Raw genomic sequence first — 14,716 nt, 5'->3', positions numbered from 1 at the left:
CTTGGAAACGTTTCATAAAAAGGTCTTGCATACTCCGGGACTCCCAAAGCTTTATGAACCGGACGCCAGGCGTCGTCATGACGATTCATAAACCAGTATGGTTGCTACTCCCCTTTTTATATAAGCGCATTTTTTTGTTACTCTTAATGTAGCACGACTAATGGTAATTAGCAATAAAAAAGTGCCAGCCTGTTTTTTTAAGAGGCTGGCTGGTTTTCATTATCCCGGGACAGGGTGTGTGCTTCTATTTTTTCATCTAATTTTTTTATCATATGAAGGGCTTTTTCTTCAGAAATAAACCGGTAGTGGTGAGTCCCGCCCGGTTCTTCATCCGCTTCATCCGCTAATGCCACTACTTCCTGAAGCGGTTCGCGTTGGATGCCGCGTTCCGGAAGATATGAATCAGTATGGAGCAGTATGGCCAAAGCAATTTCTTTCGCAGACACTGGGTTCTCATCCAGACGGATTAGTAACTTATGTGCCCGTTCAGCCCCTTTTATTGCATGTATATCATTCTCTTTATACAGATTGTAGTCCCATTGGCCATTCCTGTACCATGTATAATGTCCAATGTCATGTAAAAAACCAGCTTTAACAGCTAAATCAGGGTTTACCCCGCGCTCTGCTGCAAAGTTAAAAGCATGATATGCAACGGAGATGGCGTGAGCCATACCTGCACGCTTGACGTATTTCTGAGCAATAGGGTGTTTGTAAATTTCTGTAAGTGTCACACGCTTCATACTGTCATCTCCTCCTTTTCCTGTAAAAATGTATATTGTTCAATATTATATCTGTACATACCCGGTTTGTCAAAAAGAAAACTGGACACCAGACTAAAATTGACACTTTTTTCCCGAAGACGCAGTTAATTTAAAAATATCCATTGGTTAGTGAATCATTTCAATGTATAATTTACCAAGTAGAGACATATTGTTCATTTTTAAAGCAGGCAGTTCAATTATTTTAACTGGTTACATAATAACGAGTGAAACACCTGCAGTTACCAAACAATAATATAGCACATCTATTTGAAAAGGCAGGGAGAAGGTATGTTGAATAATAAAAAGTTAGTGTCGGTGTTAGGTGCTGCCGCAATAGGCGGTATGATTTTGCCTTCTGCAGCACACGGAGAAGAAGAGACGGTGACGGTTTCTTACCACAGTGAAAAGCAAACAGTTCTTGAAGCAAGGGAATGGCCTGACCGGGTCGCTCGGTTTACTTTTGATTCAGGGTATACATTTGAATACCCTGACGCGGTCAGAGGGATTTTTGTGACCGGGCACTCAGCAGGAGGAGCAAGATTTAATGAGTTACTTGAGTTAGTGGATTCGACAGCTTTAAATTCAATGGTTATAGATATAAAAGACGATGATGGCTACTTAACTTACAGGCCTGATGAAGATGATCCTTATTATGATATATCCCAAAACATGATAGGGAACCCTGAAGAAATGATGGAGACATTGGAAGAGAATGAAATTTACCCTATTGCACGAATAGTTGTATTTAAGGATACATTATTAGCCGAAGAAAGGCCTGATTTGTCGTTTACCCAAAATGGGGAAGTATGGAAAAACAACCGGGGAGAAGCATTCGTTAACCCTTTTATGGAAGAAGTGTGGGATTATAATATAGATATTGCCATAAAAGCTGCAGAAATGGGTTTCCAGGATATTCAGTTTGACTATGTCCGGTTCCCTGAAGGTTTCGAAAATCGGGATGATGTACTGGATTATGACGGTGGAGACTTCACCGATGACCCGGAGGAAAACGTTCAAAGAAGGGTGACTGCAGTCACGGATTTTGTAGCGTATGCGAGAGAAAAGCTGGAACCGTATGATGTAGACGTTTCAGTTGACATATTCGGCTATGCTGCAACGATCTCTGAAGCTCCGGGAATTGGACAGAACTTTTCTAAGATTTCAGACAATGTTGATGTTATTTCTTCTATGATTTACCCAAGTCACTGGACACCGCATTTCGGCCTGGACAAGCCTGATCTATATCCTTACGAGCTCGTTGATGCTTATGCACAGCTTGAAAATGATGTTCTTGCTGCTCTGGATGAACCGCCTGTGTCGCGGCCGTGGATTCAGGATTTTACAGCTGCTTACCTTGGATCGGGGAATTACATGGATTATGGCAAAGATGAGGTAGAGGCACAAATTCAAGCGTTATATGATAACGGTATTCATGAATTCCTGTTGTGGAACGCTGGAAACAGGTACTCACAAGGCGTTGACTATATGCTTGACCTTGATTTGGAAGATAATTAAATGGAAGTCGGGGCTGGGACAAAAGAATAGTAATTATAAAGAAAGCCGAACAAATATTATGATTTTTGTTCGGTTTTTCGCTTTTGTACTTAATAAAAAATTAACTTTAATAAATAGTAATGTCAGTGAGTTCAGTCCGCCAGGCGGACGCTTGCCCAGGGGCTTGTCCTTTTAATTTGCCGATTCACTCTTGGCGAAGGCTTATACCACAGGCATAAGTGCAACATCAGCTCGCCAGAGCCTCGCTGTGTTTTCTTTACCCGAGGGCTTGTCTTCAACTAACTTTCCCGAAGGACTCCTTCGGGAAAGTGGATTTTCAGACTTCGCTCATCCTCTGGGTGTTCTCGCCTTCGTTTATCGGATTACTAATATATTTAAGGGGTGAGTTATTTCTGCATGATTGGCTAAAATTCAACTCAGCCTGGAGCTTCGTTGAATTGGATCTTCAGACTGCGCTTAACCCCTGTGGCGTCGCTACCTTCTGTCCTTTAATCAAAAAAAGCTAAAAATTGATGAGGTTCAAAAATCACGAGACGCATGCAGGAAAAGCATCTTCTGAAGATCCCGCAGGCGATCTTTGCCGAGGAGTTGAAGAGATGCCTGCGGCAAGCGAGTGCGTTTATGAACCTCATCTCACCTTATGGTCTATTGTGAATTCATTCTTCGGTTATCCTGGATTTAATTTAATTTAGTTTTGTCCCAGCCTTATATAAATGATTTTTTTAATGTCTGGCGGGTTATATATTTGGCGCATTGGAGAGTAATTCTAATAATGGCTCTGCAGACAGTAACTGAGAAGTTTAAAGTCAGACAGAACTTCAATTACTCAGGCAAATCCCTCTTTATGATTTTATTAAAAACGCATATAATAACAGTATAGAGATAAATAAAGAGATCATCTGCTGTTTTAGTTAAGTACAAACCGGGTATAGAAATGGTTGAAAACCATTATAGATTGATGGAGGTCACACATGAATTGGTATAAAAAGCTTAACCAGTACTTTCCTATAGAAGAAATGAAATCAAAAGAGCATATGGAACTGCTGCTGCAGGAAAAGAAAAATATTTATAAAAAAGATGACAGTCCGCTTCATGTTCTCATGTATGCGGAAACGGATGACTTTATTTTTATTGATTACCTGTTTGTTTCCAAAGAGGCCAGAGGGCAGGGCTTAGGAAAGAAATTATTAAATAAAATGAAAGGTAAAGGAAAGCCGATTATATTAGAAGTAGAACCAATTGATTATGAAGATACAGATACAGAAAAAAGAAGACGATTCTATGACAGAGAAGGCTTCAAGCACGCTGAATCGATCGGTTACCGGAGACGTTCTCTTGATACTGGGGAAGTTAACGAACTTGAGATATTATACTGGTCTCCTACAGATGAACCTGAAGAAAGTATTTACCAGAAAATGTGTCATACGTATGAAACAATTCATACGTATAAAGATAAAGAAATTTATGGAAAATCATACGAAGATGTTAATGAAGTTTTAAGTTTTGAGGAAAAGACAAAGGAAGAACCCGCCCGTTAAAGTTATGTTTCCGTCTGGCAATTCGCCGGACTGTAATATAGACATCTGTTGTCTTGTCAAAACACATTAGAAAGGAGAGTGTTTTGCAATGGGTAGCAGAGCTAGAAGAAAGTTAAAGAAAAAGGTACTGTGGAAAGATCTGCTTAAACGAAAGTGGGATGAAGTTAATAAAATCCCTAAGAAACAGCCTGTTTCACAATTTAAATGGATTGCCTGACGGAACAAAGAGCCAGCTCTTTTTCATAAAGAGCTGGCTTCTTTTGGAATCCGGAGTCAAATGAGTTTTTTATCAAAAACGTAAAAATACGGAGCAGGCTTGCAAAGTTTCTCCTGCTTTCATTATTGTAATTTAATGCTAATTGATAATTTCTCAATCTAATTGAAAACAGGGAGCCTTTCTGCCAATGGAATGACCTTAATAAAGGGGAAGAGGGCAGTTAATTTTCAGCTAAATAACTGGCGTAATCAAGAGGTTTAGTATACATTTTTTCCAACAAACCCGGGTCGCTGACTTTTTTAGTAGGCTGACCGTTTATCTCCAGCATAAACATCTGATTTCTTTCGTCAATCATAAAATCAGCACTTAGTTCACCAAACTGCCCAGCTTGCTCTTCTAAAGCTTTGGCAGAGGCGATACTGATCAGTTCTAACTTCTTCTTAAAAACTGCTCTCTGGAGAAATCCCATATTAAGTCTTTTGAGGAGATCCTCCAAAGGGAGCACTTTTAAAGCGGCATTTGTAATGTAAACACGGGGGACGGCGATTCGGGCCAATCCACCTGAAATCTCCCATTTGCCAAGCCTGTTTTTATGAATAATGACTCTTATATCAAAGATGCTTTCGTTTACTGCAGCACTTTTAATTTCCTGCTGTACTATATATTTTTTCTTTCCTGCTATCTTTTTTATTTTAGTGAGGCACAGCTTTTCGTCGTTAAACACAAAAACAGGGGTAGAGGAATGATCATAAATATTATACTGCCCGGCTTCTTCTTTCCATTCAATTCTGTAAATGAGGGATCCTTTAAGCCCGTGGCGCGGCTTTAAATAGAGTACTTTATATCTCTTTAAAAGAGGCAGAAACTCTTTTTCTTCAAACATAAATGTATCTGGGAGAAAGTATGCAACAGGGGATTCACTCAATGTTTCATATGTCTGCCATTTATCTAACCGGTTGACTGTATTAAAAACTTTTTTACCTCCCAGTCTTTCTTCAAGCTTAGCCACTGTCTTCTGTTGTTTTGTATAAATTAAATTAATCACACTGCTAGGGAACGGAAATTCCTTAGTAATGGTTTCTCCTTTTGAGACCGTCAGCCCGCTGATGTTTTCCTCTTGCCAATTTATACCGGACGGTGTAAATGCAAACAATTTAACATTAGGGTTTTTATTAAAACTTATAAACCTTTTAAGTTGTTTTTCCCTGGGCTTTTTGTTTGTCATAATACCGATTAAGATTTTATTGTCCATTTTAATCACCTGATACAGGATATGTTGATTAAGGCAAGTTGGTTCAGAAGAAATTGTTGAAAAAAACTTCAATTATTCTCAATTAAAACGTTTAAATAAATGAAAGAAGGGAAACTAGACAAATGTGGGTATCTAACATGTACAACGAGTATAAGTGTTGTATAACTTTTTAAAAATAGAGTCTAGCCAAATTAAAACAAGTATAGTATAATAATAATTGTAAAAGATATTGTTTATAAAAGCAGTTGACATATATGGACGCAGATTAACTTTTGAAGGGAGAGCTGTCCTAATGGTAACATTGTTTACATCGCCAAGTTGCACGTCGTGCAGGAAGGCAAAGGCATGGTTAGAAGAACACGGCATAGAATTTGAGGAAAGAAACCTGTTTTCAGACCCTCTATCTGTGGAAGAAGTTAAACAAGTGATCCGCATGACAGAAGATGGTACCGATGAAATTATTTCTACCCGCTCCAAAGTCTTTCAGGAATTAGACGTTGAGCTTGATTCCATGCCGCTTCAACAGCTGTTTCAACTTATCAGTGACCACCCTGGCTTACTGAGACGCCCTATTATCCTGGACGAGAAAAGAATACAGGTCGGTTATAATGAAGCAGAAATCCGCCGTTTTCTTCCTAGAAAAGTCCGTACTTTCCAACTTCAGGAAGCCACTAAAAGACTTGTTAATGAATAAAAATAAACCTTCCGTACTTAACTGAACGGAAGGTTCTTTATTTTTTTCGGGCAGGTGAATAAAACATAATTTTTATTCCTTGGATCCGCTGGGTAATCCACGCGATTAAGAGTCCGATGATAACCAGCCCGGGAACAAAGAAATCTGCCGGGAAGGCGCTTAGTTGCAGAAGTGATACCACAATATCCTCATGGACAATCATTTTACCCGCGGTGTAAAGCAGGATAGCGGCACCTAAATAAATTATTACCGGAAATTTTTCCATTAAGTACAGAATCAGCTTGCTTCCCCAAATGATAATAGGAACTGAAATAATTAATCCGGCAATTACGAGAGAGGGGTTGCCATCTGCAGCACCGGCTACAGCGATCACATTGTCAAATCCCATAACTACGTCCGCAATGACAATTGTTTTAATTGCATCGCTCACTGAGTAATTTTCTTGTGCATCATTGTGGCTGTTTTCCGTTTTTACCAGCCTGAAAGCGATCCAGATGAGGAAGAAGCCGCCTATTCCCATCAGATAGGGAATTGCCAGTAATTGAACGGCTATCACAGTAAGCAATCCTCTGGACAGTACTGCAAACATAATGCCTAATATGATGGCTTTATTTCTCATATTTTCAGGCAAATGGCGGCAAGCGAGAGCCACAACAATTGCATTATCACCACCCAGTACAATATCAATACCTATAATAGTCAGAAGGGTCCATATCATTTCTGAACTCAAAGAATACTCCCCCTTGGAACAGAAAAAAATGAAAAACATTTTTCACTGGATTTTGGACAAAGAGTCTTTTACAATATATACAACCCATCTTTAAATAAGAACGAAATAGTAAGAAATTACGAAATGATAATTTCCAAAAAAAATTCAAGCATATTTATTTCATTTCGACTTGTAATCACTTAAAATAAGGGTAAGATGAAATGATTGATGAGTGATGTATTAGGGAATAGATTATATATAATAATTATTCTCAAGTGAAATTGATTTTATCTCTCGAAAGGGTGAGAGCACATGGAAATCGAAAGAATAAATGAAACAACAATTAAATTTTATATCACATATTACGATATTGAGCGGCGCGGTTTTGATAAAGAGGAAATCTGGTATAACAGAGAACGCGGAGAAGAATTGTTTTTTGAAATGATGAATGAGGTTAATGAAGACGAGACTTTCGAAATGAACGGCCCGTTATGGGTTCAGGTACATGCTCTGGAGAAAGGGCTTGAAGTTATTGTAACGCGCGGACAGATGAATGACGGTAATGTAAAACTTGAAATTCCGGTTGGAGACGAGAAAGATGAGGCTCCAGTGGATAACAATATTGTTAATATGCTGGATCAGCAGTTCGTTCACAGCAACGAAAGTGATATCGGAAAAGATAATTCACTAAGTGTGGTTATAGGATTTAACGACTTTGAAGAGTTAATCTCATTAAGCCATTCTTTTAAAGAAGACATCAATACGAGTCTGCATCATTTCGAAAACAAGTACTACATTTTTGTAACACTTGATGAGTCCTTTACTGATGAAGAACAAGATAACATGTTAAGCAGAATGCTTGAGTTTGGATACGAGTCTGATATTACAATTCACCGCATACGGGAATATGGTAAAACAATTATAAAACAAAATGCCTTAAAGGTTTTAAGCGAACAATTCGATGTATAAACCGGTCAATCGACCGGTTTTTTCTTTTATTTTTTCCCGGAATTCATTATGATAATTATAGGGAAGCGTTCCACGATCATACAGAACAGGGGTCTTAAGTATGTTAAAGCGTCTTCAGGTTATTTTATTTGCTTTAGTTATTGGCATTATTTTATTTATTACCAGAGAATATTGGGAAAGCTGGGTAGTCGGAGGCTTCAGTTTATTCGTATCTATATCGGCGTTTTTTATAGCTATCGTTATATTTCTCGAAAATCGTAACCCTTCCAAAACGTTAACATGGCTGGTTGTGCTGGGAACCCTCCCTGTAGTGGGTTTTTTCTTTTATTTATTATTCGGTCAAAATCAGAGAAAAAGTAAGTCTTTTAAAGAAAAAGCCATTATGGATGAGCAGGCGTTATATCAAATCGAAGGCACTAAACCAGTAGATGAATCCAAATTGAATGAAATGGGCCATCATCAGAGAAACCTTTTTAAACTTGCCCATAAACTGGCTAATAATCCTATATCTTTCCAGACAGATACGAAAGTACTGACAGACGGAAAAGAAACATATGCCCATATTAAACAAGCTCTCAAACAGGCAGAAGATCATATCCATATGGAATATTACATAGTGAGAGACGACGAGATCGGCCGCGAAATTAAAGAGATACTAATCGAAAAGGCTGTAAACGGAGTAAAAGTGAGATTTCTTTATGATGCGGTAGGCTGCTGGAACTTAAATAAAAATTATATGAAAGAGTTGAATGAAGCCGGGGTGGAGGCAGTCCCCTTCTCCCCGGTCCGTTTTCCTGTTTTAACCCATAAAATGAATTACCGGAATCATCGGAAAATCATTGTGGTGGATACCCGCTACGCGTTTATCGGGGGACTTAATATTGGAGATGAATATTTAGGTAAAAACCGGTATTTTGGTCATTGGCGTGATACGCATCTGCTTATTAAAGGCGAAGCGATTAGAAGTTTGCAATTGATTTTCTTAAGGGACTGGTATTATGCTACAGGGAAATCCGTTCTTAAACAGCATTATTTATCGCCGTCACATCCTGCAAGGGATTTGGAGGGAGGGGTTCAGATGATTGCAAGCGGACCTGATACAAGATGGGAAATCCTGAAAAAATTATTTTTTGCGATGATTACATCAGCCAAAAAATCAATCTGGATTGCTTCCCCTTACTTTATACCTGACGAAGACATTTTGAGTGCTCTCAGAATAGCTTCTTTAAGCGGAGTGGATGTAAGATTGCTGGTTCCGAGCAGACCAGATAAACGGATTGTATTTTATGCTTCCAGGTCCTATTTTCCTGAACTGCTTGAGGCGGGTATGAAAATTTATGAATACAATCAGGGGTTCATGCATAGTAAAGTGATAATTGTTGACCATGAAATAGCTTCTATCGGCACGGCTAACATGGATATGAGGAGCTTCCATTTAAACTTTGAAGCGAACGCTTTTTTATACAAAACACGAAGTGTAGAGTCGTTAGTAAGTGATTTTATTTATGATATGGAACATTCTACAATTATCCGGCATGAATTATTCCAAAAACGCCCTTTAGTTCAAAAGGTTATTGAATCAACGTCCAGGTTATTTTCCCCGCTTTTATAATAAATTCCTGTTGAACGTACGTTCCCCATTTATTATAATTAACTGGACTATATCGGGCAGCTTAGTTTTAACTGTGGGTTATTAAGCTGCCTGAAAAGAAGGTGATGTGATATGTATCATGCCGGCCGTTCAGATGGTCAGACGATCTCTTTGCTAAGCCGCAAATGGAAACGTGAAGAGCTGATGAAAATGAAATTATCCTACCAATTTTTTTGCCCTCACTGTACTGAACAAGTTATCTTAAAACTGGGTAACTGCCAATCCTGGCACTTTGCCCACCTTCCTCTATCCCGCTGTGACTTCCGCAGAACGAACGAAACAGCTGCTCATGCAACTGCTAAAATGAAACTCTATCAGTGGCTAACTTCCCACCATATTGAAACCTACCTCGAATTATATTTACCTGAATTAAGAAGAAGACCAGACTTATGTATGAAAATAAACGGCCGCTGTTATGTGCTGGAAATTCAGAGATCCAGTATAGACACCGAGCAATTTATGCAAAGGCATTTTTCTTATATAGAGGCTGGGTATGAGCCGGTTTGGATAGGACTTCACAATTCTGAAACAAATGAAAACTATACGTTGAAGACTTTAACTCTTCTGGACTCCTTTTTGATCAGGCGGGAGCCTGTGCCCCACTCAATATATTATGACCCTTACAAAGAAAAATGGCTTATCTACTCCCGTTTTTTCTATATTCAGCCTCGAAAAATATTCCTTCAAGCTAAAAATTATTCTTCTTCTATCTCGCCTTATGATATGTTTTGCAGCCCGATAAATTTATTCTTCCCGGACACAAATACAAAAACGTGCATGGCAGACATTCTGAAGCAATGGAAAAAACGTACGTTGAGCTTACGGACAAAAATGTACGTGACAATGACGCCATCAGAAAAAAGAATGCTTCCACTTTTTCAAAGCTGCCAGTTAAACCTCAATTATTTCCCTGCAGTCTGCAACCTTCCTTTACCTTCCCAATATATGCTTATGACGCCTCCTCACTTATGGCAGTCCTGGCTTGTGATTAAATTAATTAATAGGACTGAAGTCAATAAAACTATTCATTTATCAGCTCTTACTATGGAAATGATTAACGCTGCACATCAGTACAGGTTTACTTTTCGCCCAGCCTCTATACACCATAAAGAAATAATCAGATGTTTATTAGCGGAATATTTTGAACTTCTTTGTTTATTTGGAGCATTGATTAAGTTATATCCAGGAGTGTACAAAGTTGTCCGCCATATAACTGTAAAAAAAACATTTAACAATCTTTTGACAGATGATACCTTCGTATGTAATCAACTTGCTGTTTATTTCGGGAACAAAAATATATTTAAAACTTAACAGGAATTTGAGTATTTATCTAGAATTGTATGAAAGGCCCAATTAATAGTAAGCTAAGAGGGTAGAATGACTTAATTATTGGAGGTGCCTGTATTGGCCGCACAAAAATCGTTACCTAAAAGAGAAGAGATTCCTGTAGAGAAAACGTGGGATCTGGAGGATATTTATGAAAATAATAATGAGTGGGAAAAAGAGTTCCAGGAAGTGAAAGAGATGCTTCCTGAACTAAAAAATTTTCAAGGAACATTAGGGGAATCAGGAGCACAATTGTACAAAGCACTCCATTACCAGGACGAAGTGTCAAAAAAACTGGGTAAACTTTATACATATGCCCATATGCGCTATGATCAGGATACGACGAATTCTTTTTACCAGGGGTTGAACGACAGAGCAAGCCAGCTGCTGACTCAGGTCAGTCAGTCTGCTTCATTTATGACACCTGAACTTTTATCTATTCCTGAAGAAACTCTTAAACAGTTTATAAAAGATGAACCCGAATTGCAGTTGTATGAACATGCATTTGAAAAAATAAACCATCAGCGTCCCCACGTACTCAGTGAGAAAGAAGAATCTATTCTTGCCCAGGCAGGGGAAGTAACAGACGCCCCTTCAACTACATTCGGTATGTTAAATAATGCCGATTTGGCATTTCCGGTAATTAAAGATGAGGATGGAAATGAAGTAGAAGTAACTCACGGGCGAATCATCCGTTTTCTCCAAAGCAATGACAGAAGAGTAAGAGAAGACGCTTTTAAAGCTGTGTATGAGACTTATGGCAAATATAAAAACACATTTGCCAGTACGTTAAGTGGGAATGTAAAAAAGAACATTTTTAATGCAAATGTCCGCAATTATGATTCTGCACGCCAGGCTGCACTAAGTAAAAACCATATTCCTGAAGTTGTCTACGATCAGCTGGTTTCAACAGTAAATGATCACCTTTATTTGCTTCACCGCTATGTAGATATAAGAAAACGGGCACTGGATTTGGATGAGCTTCACATGTATGATTTATACACTCCAATTGTCAAAGATGTGGAGATGGAAATTCCTTATAAAGAAGCGAAGGACCTGATGCTTAATGGCTTATCTGCTCTCGGCAGTGAATATACCTCTATTGTAAATGAAGGACTTGAAGAGCGCTGGGTTGATGTAGAAGAAAATGCCGGGAAAAGAAGCGGGGCTTATTCCTCAGGAGCTTACGGAACCAAGCCTTATATCTTAATGAACTGGCAGGATAATGTGAATAACCTGTTTACATTGGCGCATGAGTTCGGTCATTCCGTGCACAGCTATTACACAAGACAGGAACAGCCTTATCCTTATGCCAACTATTCTATTTTTGTAGCAGAGGTTGCTTCGACAACCAATGAAGCACTTTTAAATGATTATATGCTTAAAAAAGAGACTGATAAACAGCGCCGGCTGTACTTACTTAATCAGTTTCTTGAAGGGTTCAGGGGCACCGTCTTCAGGCAGACTATGTTTGCGGAATTTGAAAAAATGATTCATGATAAGGCTGAGAACGGTGAACCTCTCACTCCGGACACGTTAAACGAGACGTATTATAACCTTAATAAGAAGTATTTCGGCGATAACATAGTTATTGATGAAGAGATCGCTCTTGAGTGGGCAAGAATCCCTCATTTCTATATGAACTTTTATGTCTACCAGTATGCTACCGGGTATAGTGCTGCCACAGCTTTAGGAAAACAGATTCTTGAAGAACAGGAACCGGCGGTTGAACGGTTTATAGACTTCCTGAAAGCAGGAAGTTCAGATTATCCGATTGAAGTTCTAAAAAAAGCAGGAGTAGATATGACCTCTCCTGAACCGGTAAAACAGGCTCTTAAAGTATTTGAACAAACGCTGGATGAGCTGGAAAATTTGCTGTTTGATTAATACGGAGAAGCTGCCGGGAGTTTCTCCGGCAGATCTTTACTTAAAGCTGGATAAAATAATTGTAGCTATAAAGAATGCTATTGTGCTTTCGTATTTTGGTTTCACTCAGGGGATTGGCCTGGGAACACTTCAAGGCCACCTCCCATTACTTAAAATCCTTTAAATCTGTGCCGGTTAGTAAACGTATGGAGTGTATATAATATAGTCAGAAAAAGTATAGGGAAAGACAGCCAGAACGGAAATAGATTCATTAAACTCATTAGGGTTAAAGTATAGCTGATTAATATGCCAAGCAAGCCAAAAATTAGTTTCACAGCTGTCACCTCTTTATGAAAATAAGTAATCTTTGACTAATTTGTGAAAACATTCACGTACGTATTGTAAGTCAGATCAGAATTTGTTAAATTAGAATTGTGAAAGGGATCACATAACTCCCCCTTAGCTTATGTGGACGTCACAAACCCCTTGACGGAGAAGCCTTTCAAACTATTGACAATGTTCCGATCGAAAAAAATCAGGTTACCCCGCCTGATTTTTTTCGTGCTTCTGAAGAAAAAGCGGGTTCCTCAGGAGGGAAGCAACAATGGATAACAGAGGAAAGAAAAATAAGCGTCCATAAAAGCAGAGTGCTCTTTTGTCTAGTCTATGAGTTAACAGGACAAAACTTTCCGGAAATTAAAAAGCCGCACGGAAGCATTGCTCCGTACGGGTGAACTGAATGTATGGAATTACTCGTTTAATTCTCCTGTATACCGCCAAAATGAGCCGTGCTTTGTACGGATTTCTTTTACTTGCTGCTTTAGCTGCATTTTTTTCATTTCTTTTTTTACCTGTTCGGCATCCATATCAAACACGACAGAAATTTCTTTTTCTGCCACCAGAGAATAAAATGATACAAAGTGTTCTAATGAAACCGGAGGACACTTCTGCAGTTCTTTTCCAAGAATGTCAGAGATAATACTCACATAGACGTTATAGTCATACAACCCTTGAACTTTAAGACCCGGTTCATCCACATCCTCGCCGAAGAAAATCATTGTCGGCAAAGCGTCGACATCCATCTCTTTTGTCGTTTTGGAGTCGCCGTGCAAAGCTTTTTTAGCCACTTCTGAGTGCAGATCCTTAGCAAACTCCCCGACATCCATTCCTTCTACTTTTTCAGCACAGGAAATTAATACGTCTTCACTGGCAATATTTTTTTTGTGAAGGAATAAAGCCTCACGTACACGGCGCAAATATTTTGACCCTATTGCTTTACCTTGGAGTTCAGAAGCTTTAATGGCCAATATAGCAGAGTAAGGGGTAGTCATTGCATTTTCATACCACACATCTCCGTCACAGGGCATACCTGTACGGCAGGCAGTTTCGTTGTACGATTTAGCCATTTCTTCAACGATGGATTTATACTGTTTCCCGCATGGTGAATTTAAGGATCTCATTTCATTGCCGAGAAAAGTAGTAATCTTAAAATAATTTGAGTATTCCATTTGCAGTTTTTTTATAACAGGTTCAAGAGACCAGCATTCAGGGCATAAAGGGTCTATAAACACATATATTTCTACAGGTTTTTTTTCCCGCTCCATTATATAGAAAGAGGCGGGTTCAACAGGGCAGCAGATACCCAGATTGTCATAACAAACAAAATTTCCTTCCTTGGCTGTCATGAGTCATACCCCTTTCGGCTTCCTTCAGAGGAATGTGTCGTTTCGGAATTGATCATATGGCGAGCTGTATAAGATAAGCGTTCAAACACAGCTGTTCTTAAAGGTTCCTCTATATTTACCTCTACGAGCGCCTGAGCCATACAAGACAGCCAGGCTTCAGCTCTCTCCGGTGTAATTTTGAAAGGCATATGGCGTGCACGTAGCATCGGGTGACCGTGTTCTTCTGTATATAAAGCCGGGCCTCCGAAGAATTGGGTAAGAAATTGTTTTTGTTTTCGCGCTGTTTCTGTTAAATCATCGGGGAACACCTCGATTAAATCCGGGTGCTCAGATACTAACTCGTAAAAATGATCGACGAGTATGTCTAATTTATCTTCTCCGATAAGTGAATATACCGTGTTGTTGGGCTGAGTCATCGGGGTCTCCTTTTAAAGATGTTGAAATAGTCATACATTAGCGCTTTTTCACGGGTACACTATACCCGGAGCTTTTCTATCGTTATTGTAGCAAGGGGAAGCTTAGGTCGCAACAAA

At 39.0% G+C, this 14,716-nt stretch carries 14 protein-coding genes; 9 read left to right on the top strand and 5 right to left on the bottom strand.

The genetic code is table 11. The features are described 5' to 3' along the window. Positions 1–197 precede the first annotated feature (197 nt). On the bottom strand, positions 198–740 hold the full coding sequence (locus K8O68_RS21000) for an HD domain-containing protein (protein ID WP_230898691.1): 543 nt from the start codon (positions 738–740) through the stop codon (positions 198–200). Positions 741–1,049: 309 nt separating this feature from the next. Between K8O68_RS21000 and K8O68_RS20995 the strand changes: the two genes are divergently transcribed. The 4 genes from K8O68_RS20995 to K8O68_RS21515 all read left to right on the top strand — a co-directional run bounded on the left by K8O68_RS20995 (position 1,050) and on the right by K8O68_RS21515 (position 4,031). Next, positions 1,050–2,276 carry a putative glycoside hydrolase gene (locus K8O68_RS20995; protein WP_370640555.1) on the top strand — a complete coding sequence of 409 codons (1,227 nt, stop codon included), beginning with the start codon at positions 1,050–1,052 and terminating at the stop codon, positions 2,274–2,276. Positions 2,277–2,788: 512 nt separating this feature from the next. After that, positions 2,789–2,968 (top strand): hypothetical protein, encoded by a 180-nt coding sequence (locus tag K8O68_RS20990; protein WP_230898690.1) that lies wholly within the window; start codon positions 2,789–2,791, stop codon positions 2,966–2,968. Between the two features lie 279 nt (positions 2,969–3,247). Next, a complete protein-coding gene (locus K8O68_RS20985) occupies positions 3,248–3,814 on the top strand; it encodes a GNAT family N-acetyltransferase (RefSeq protein ID WP_230898689.1) in 567 nt (188 codons plus the stop codon). Positions 3,815–3,902: 88 nt separating this feature from the next. Next, the gene (locus K8O68_RS21515; protein WP_255717402.1) at positions 3,903–4,031 is read left to right on the top strand and encodes a hypothetical protein; all 129 of its coding nucleotides are present in this window, start codon (positions 3,903–3,905) and stop codon (positions 4,029–4,031) included. Positions 4,032–4,251: 220 nt separating this feature from the next. Here K8O68_RS21515 and K8O68_RS20980 read toward each other — a convergent pair whose 3' ends face one another. After that, positions 4,252–5,283, bottom strand: a complete 1,032-nt coding sequence (locus tag K8O68_RS20980) for a YheC/YheD family protein (protein ID WP_230898688.1) — start codon at positions 5,281–5,283, stop codon at positions 4,252–4,254. A gap of 292 nt (positions 5,284–5,575) precedes the next feature. On the opposite strand from K8O68_RS20980, the gene spxA reads away from it, so the two are divergent. Next, positions 5,576–5,977, top strand: coding sequence for a transcriptional regulator SpxA (gene spxA, locus K8O68_RS20975; RefSeq protein WP_230898687.1), 402 nt, complete (start codon positions 5,576–5,578; stop codon positions 5,975–5,977). Positions 5,978–6,014: 37 nt separating this feature from the next. Here spxA and K8O68_RS20970 read toward each other — a convergent pair whose 3' ends face one another. Next, positions 6,015–6,707 carry a TerC family protein gene (locus K8O68_RS20970; RefSeq protein WP_230898686.1) on the bottom strand — a complete coding sequence of 231 codons (693 nt, stop codon included), beginning with the start codon at positions 6,705–6,707 and terminating at the stop codon, positions 6,015–6,017. 291 nt (positions 6,708–6,998) lie between these two features. On the opposite strand from K8O68_RS20970, the gene mecA reads away from it, so the two are divergent. From mecA to pepF, 4 genes are all read left to right on the top strand, one after another. Continuing rightward, positions 6,999–7,655 carry an adaptor protein MecA gene (gene mecA / locus K8O68_RS20965; RefSeq protein ID WP_230898685.1) on the top strand — a complete coding sequence of 219 codons (657 nt, stop codon included), beginning with the start codon at positions 6,999–7,001 and terminating at the stop codon, positions 7,653–7,655. 100 nt (positions 7,656–7,755) lie between these two features. After that, positions 7,756–9,267, top strand: coding sequence for a cardiolipin synthase (cls, locus tag K8O68_RS20960; protein ID WP_230898684.1), 1,512 nt, complete (start codon positions 7,756–7,758; stop codon positions 9,265–9,267). A gap of 111 nt (positions 9,268–9,378) precedes the next feature. Continuing rightward, positions 9,379–10,617 (top strand): competence protein CoiA, encoded by a 1,239-nt coding sequence (locus K8O68_RS20955; RefSeq protein ID WP_230898683.1) that lies wholly within the window; start codon positions 9,379–9,381, stop codon positions 10,615–10,617. A gap of 93 nt (positions 10,618–10,710) precedes the next feature. Continuing rightward, positions 10,711–12,519, top strand: coding sequence for an oligoendopeptidase F (gene pepF, locus K8O68_RS20950; protein ID WP_230898682.1), 1,809 nt, complete (start codon positions 10,711–10,713; stop codon positions 12,517–12,519). Positions 12,520–13,247: 728 nt separating this feature from the next. Here pepF and K8O68_RS20945 read toward each other — a convergent pair. Together K8O68_RS20945 and K8O68_RS20940 are read right to left on the bottom strand one after the other, a co-directional pair. Beyond that, the gene (locus K8O68_RS20945) at positions 13,248–14,183 is read right to left on the bottom strand and encodes a ClpXP adapter SpxH family protein (RefSeq protein WP_230898681.1); all 936 of its coding nucleotides are present in this window, start codon (positions 14,181–14,183) and stop codon (positions 13,248–13,250) included. Beyond that, positions 14,180–14,599 carry a globin domain-containing protein gene (locus K8O68_RS20940; RefSeq protein ID WP_230898680.1) on the bottom strand — a complete coding sequence of 140 codons (420 nt, stop codon included), beginning with the start codon at positions 14,597–14,599 and terminating at the stop codon, positions 14,180–14,182. Before K8O68_RS20940 ends, K8O68_RS20945 begins: the two co-directional genes overlap by 4 nt. Positions 14,600–14,716 lie beyond the last annotated feature (117 nt).

Origin of the sequence: Salipaludibacillus sp. CUR1 (assembly GCF_021028955.1) — a bacterium.
Taxonomy (GTDB): Bacteria; Bacillota; Bacilli; order Bacillales; family Salisediminibacteriaceae; genus Salipaludibacillus.
This window is presented reverse-complemented; position numbering and strand designations above follow the sequence as displayed.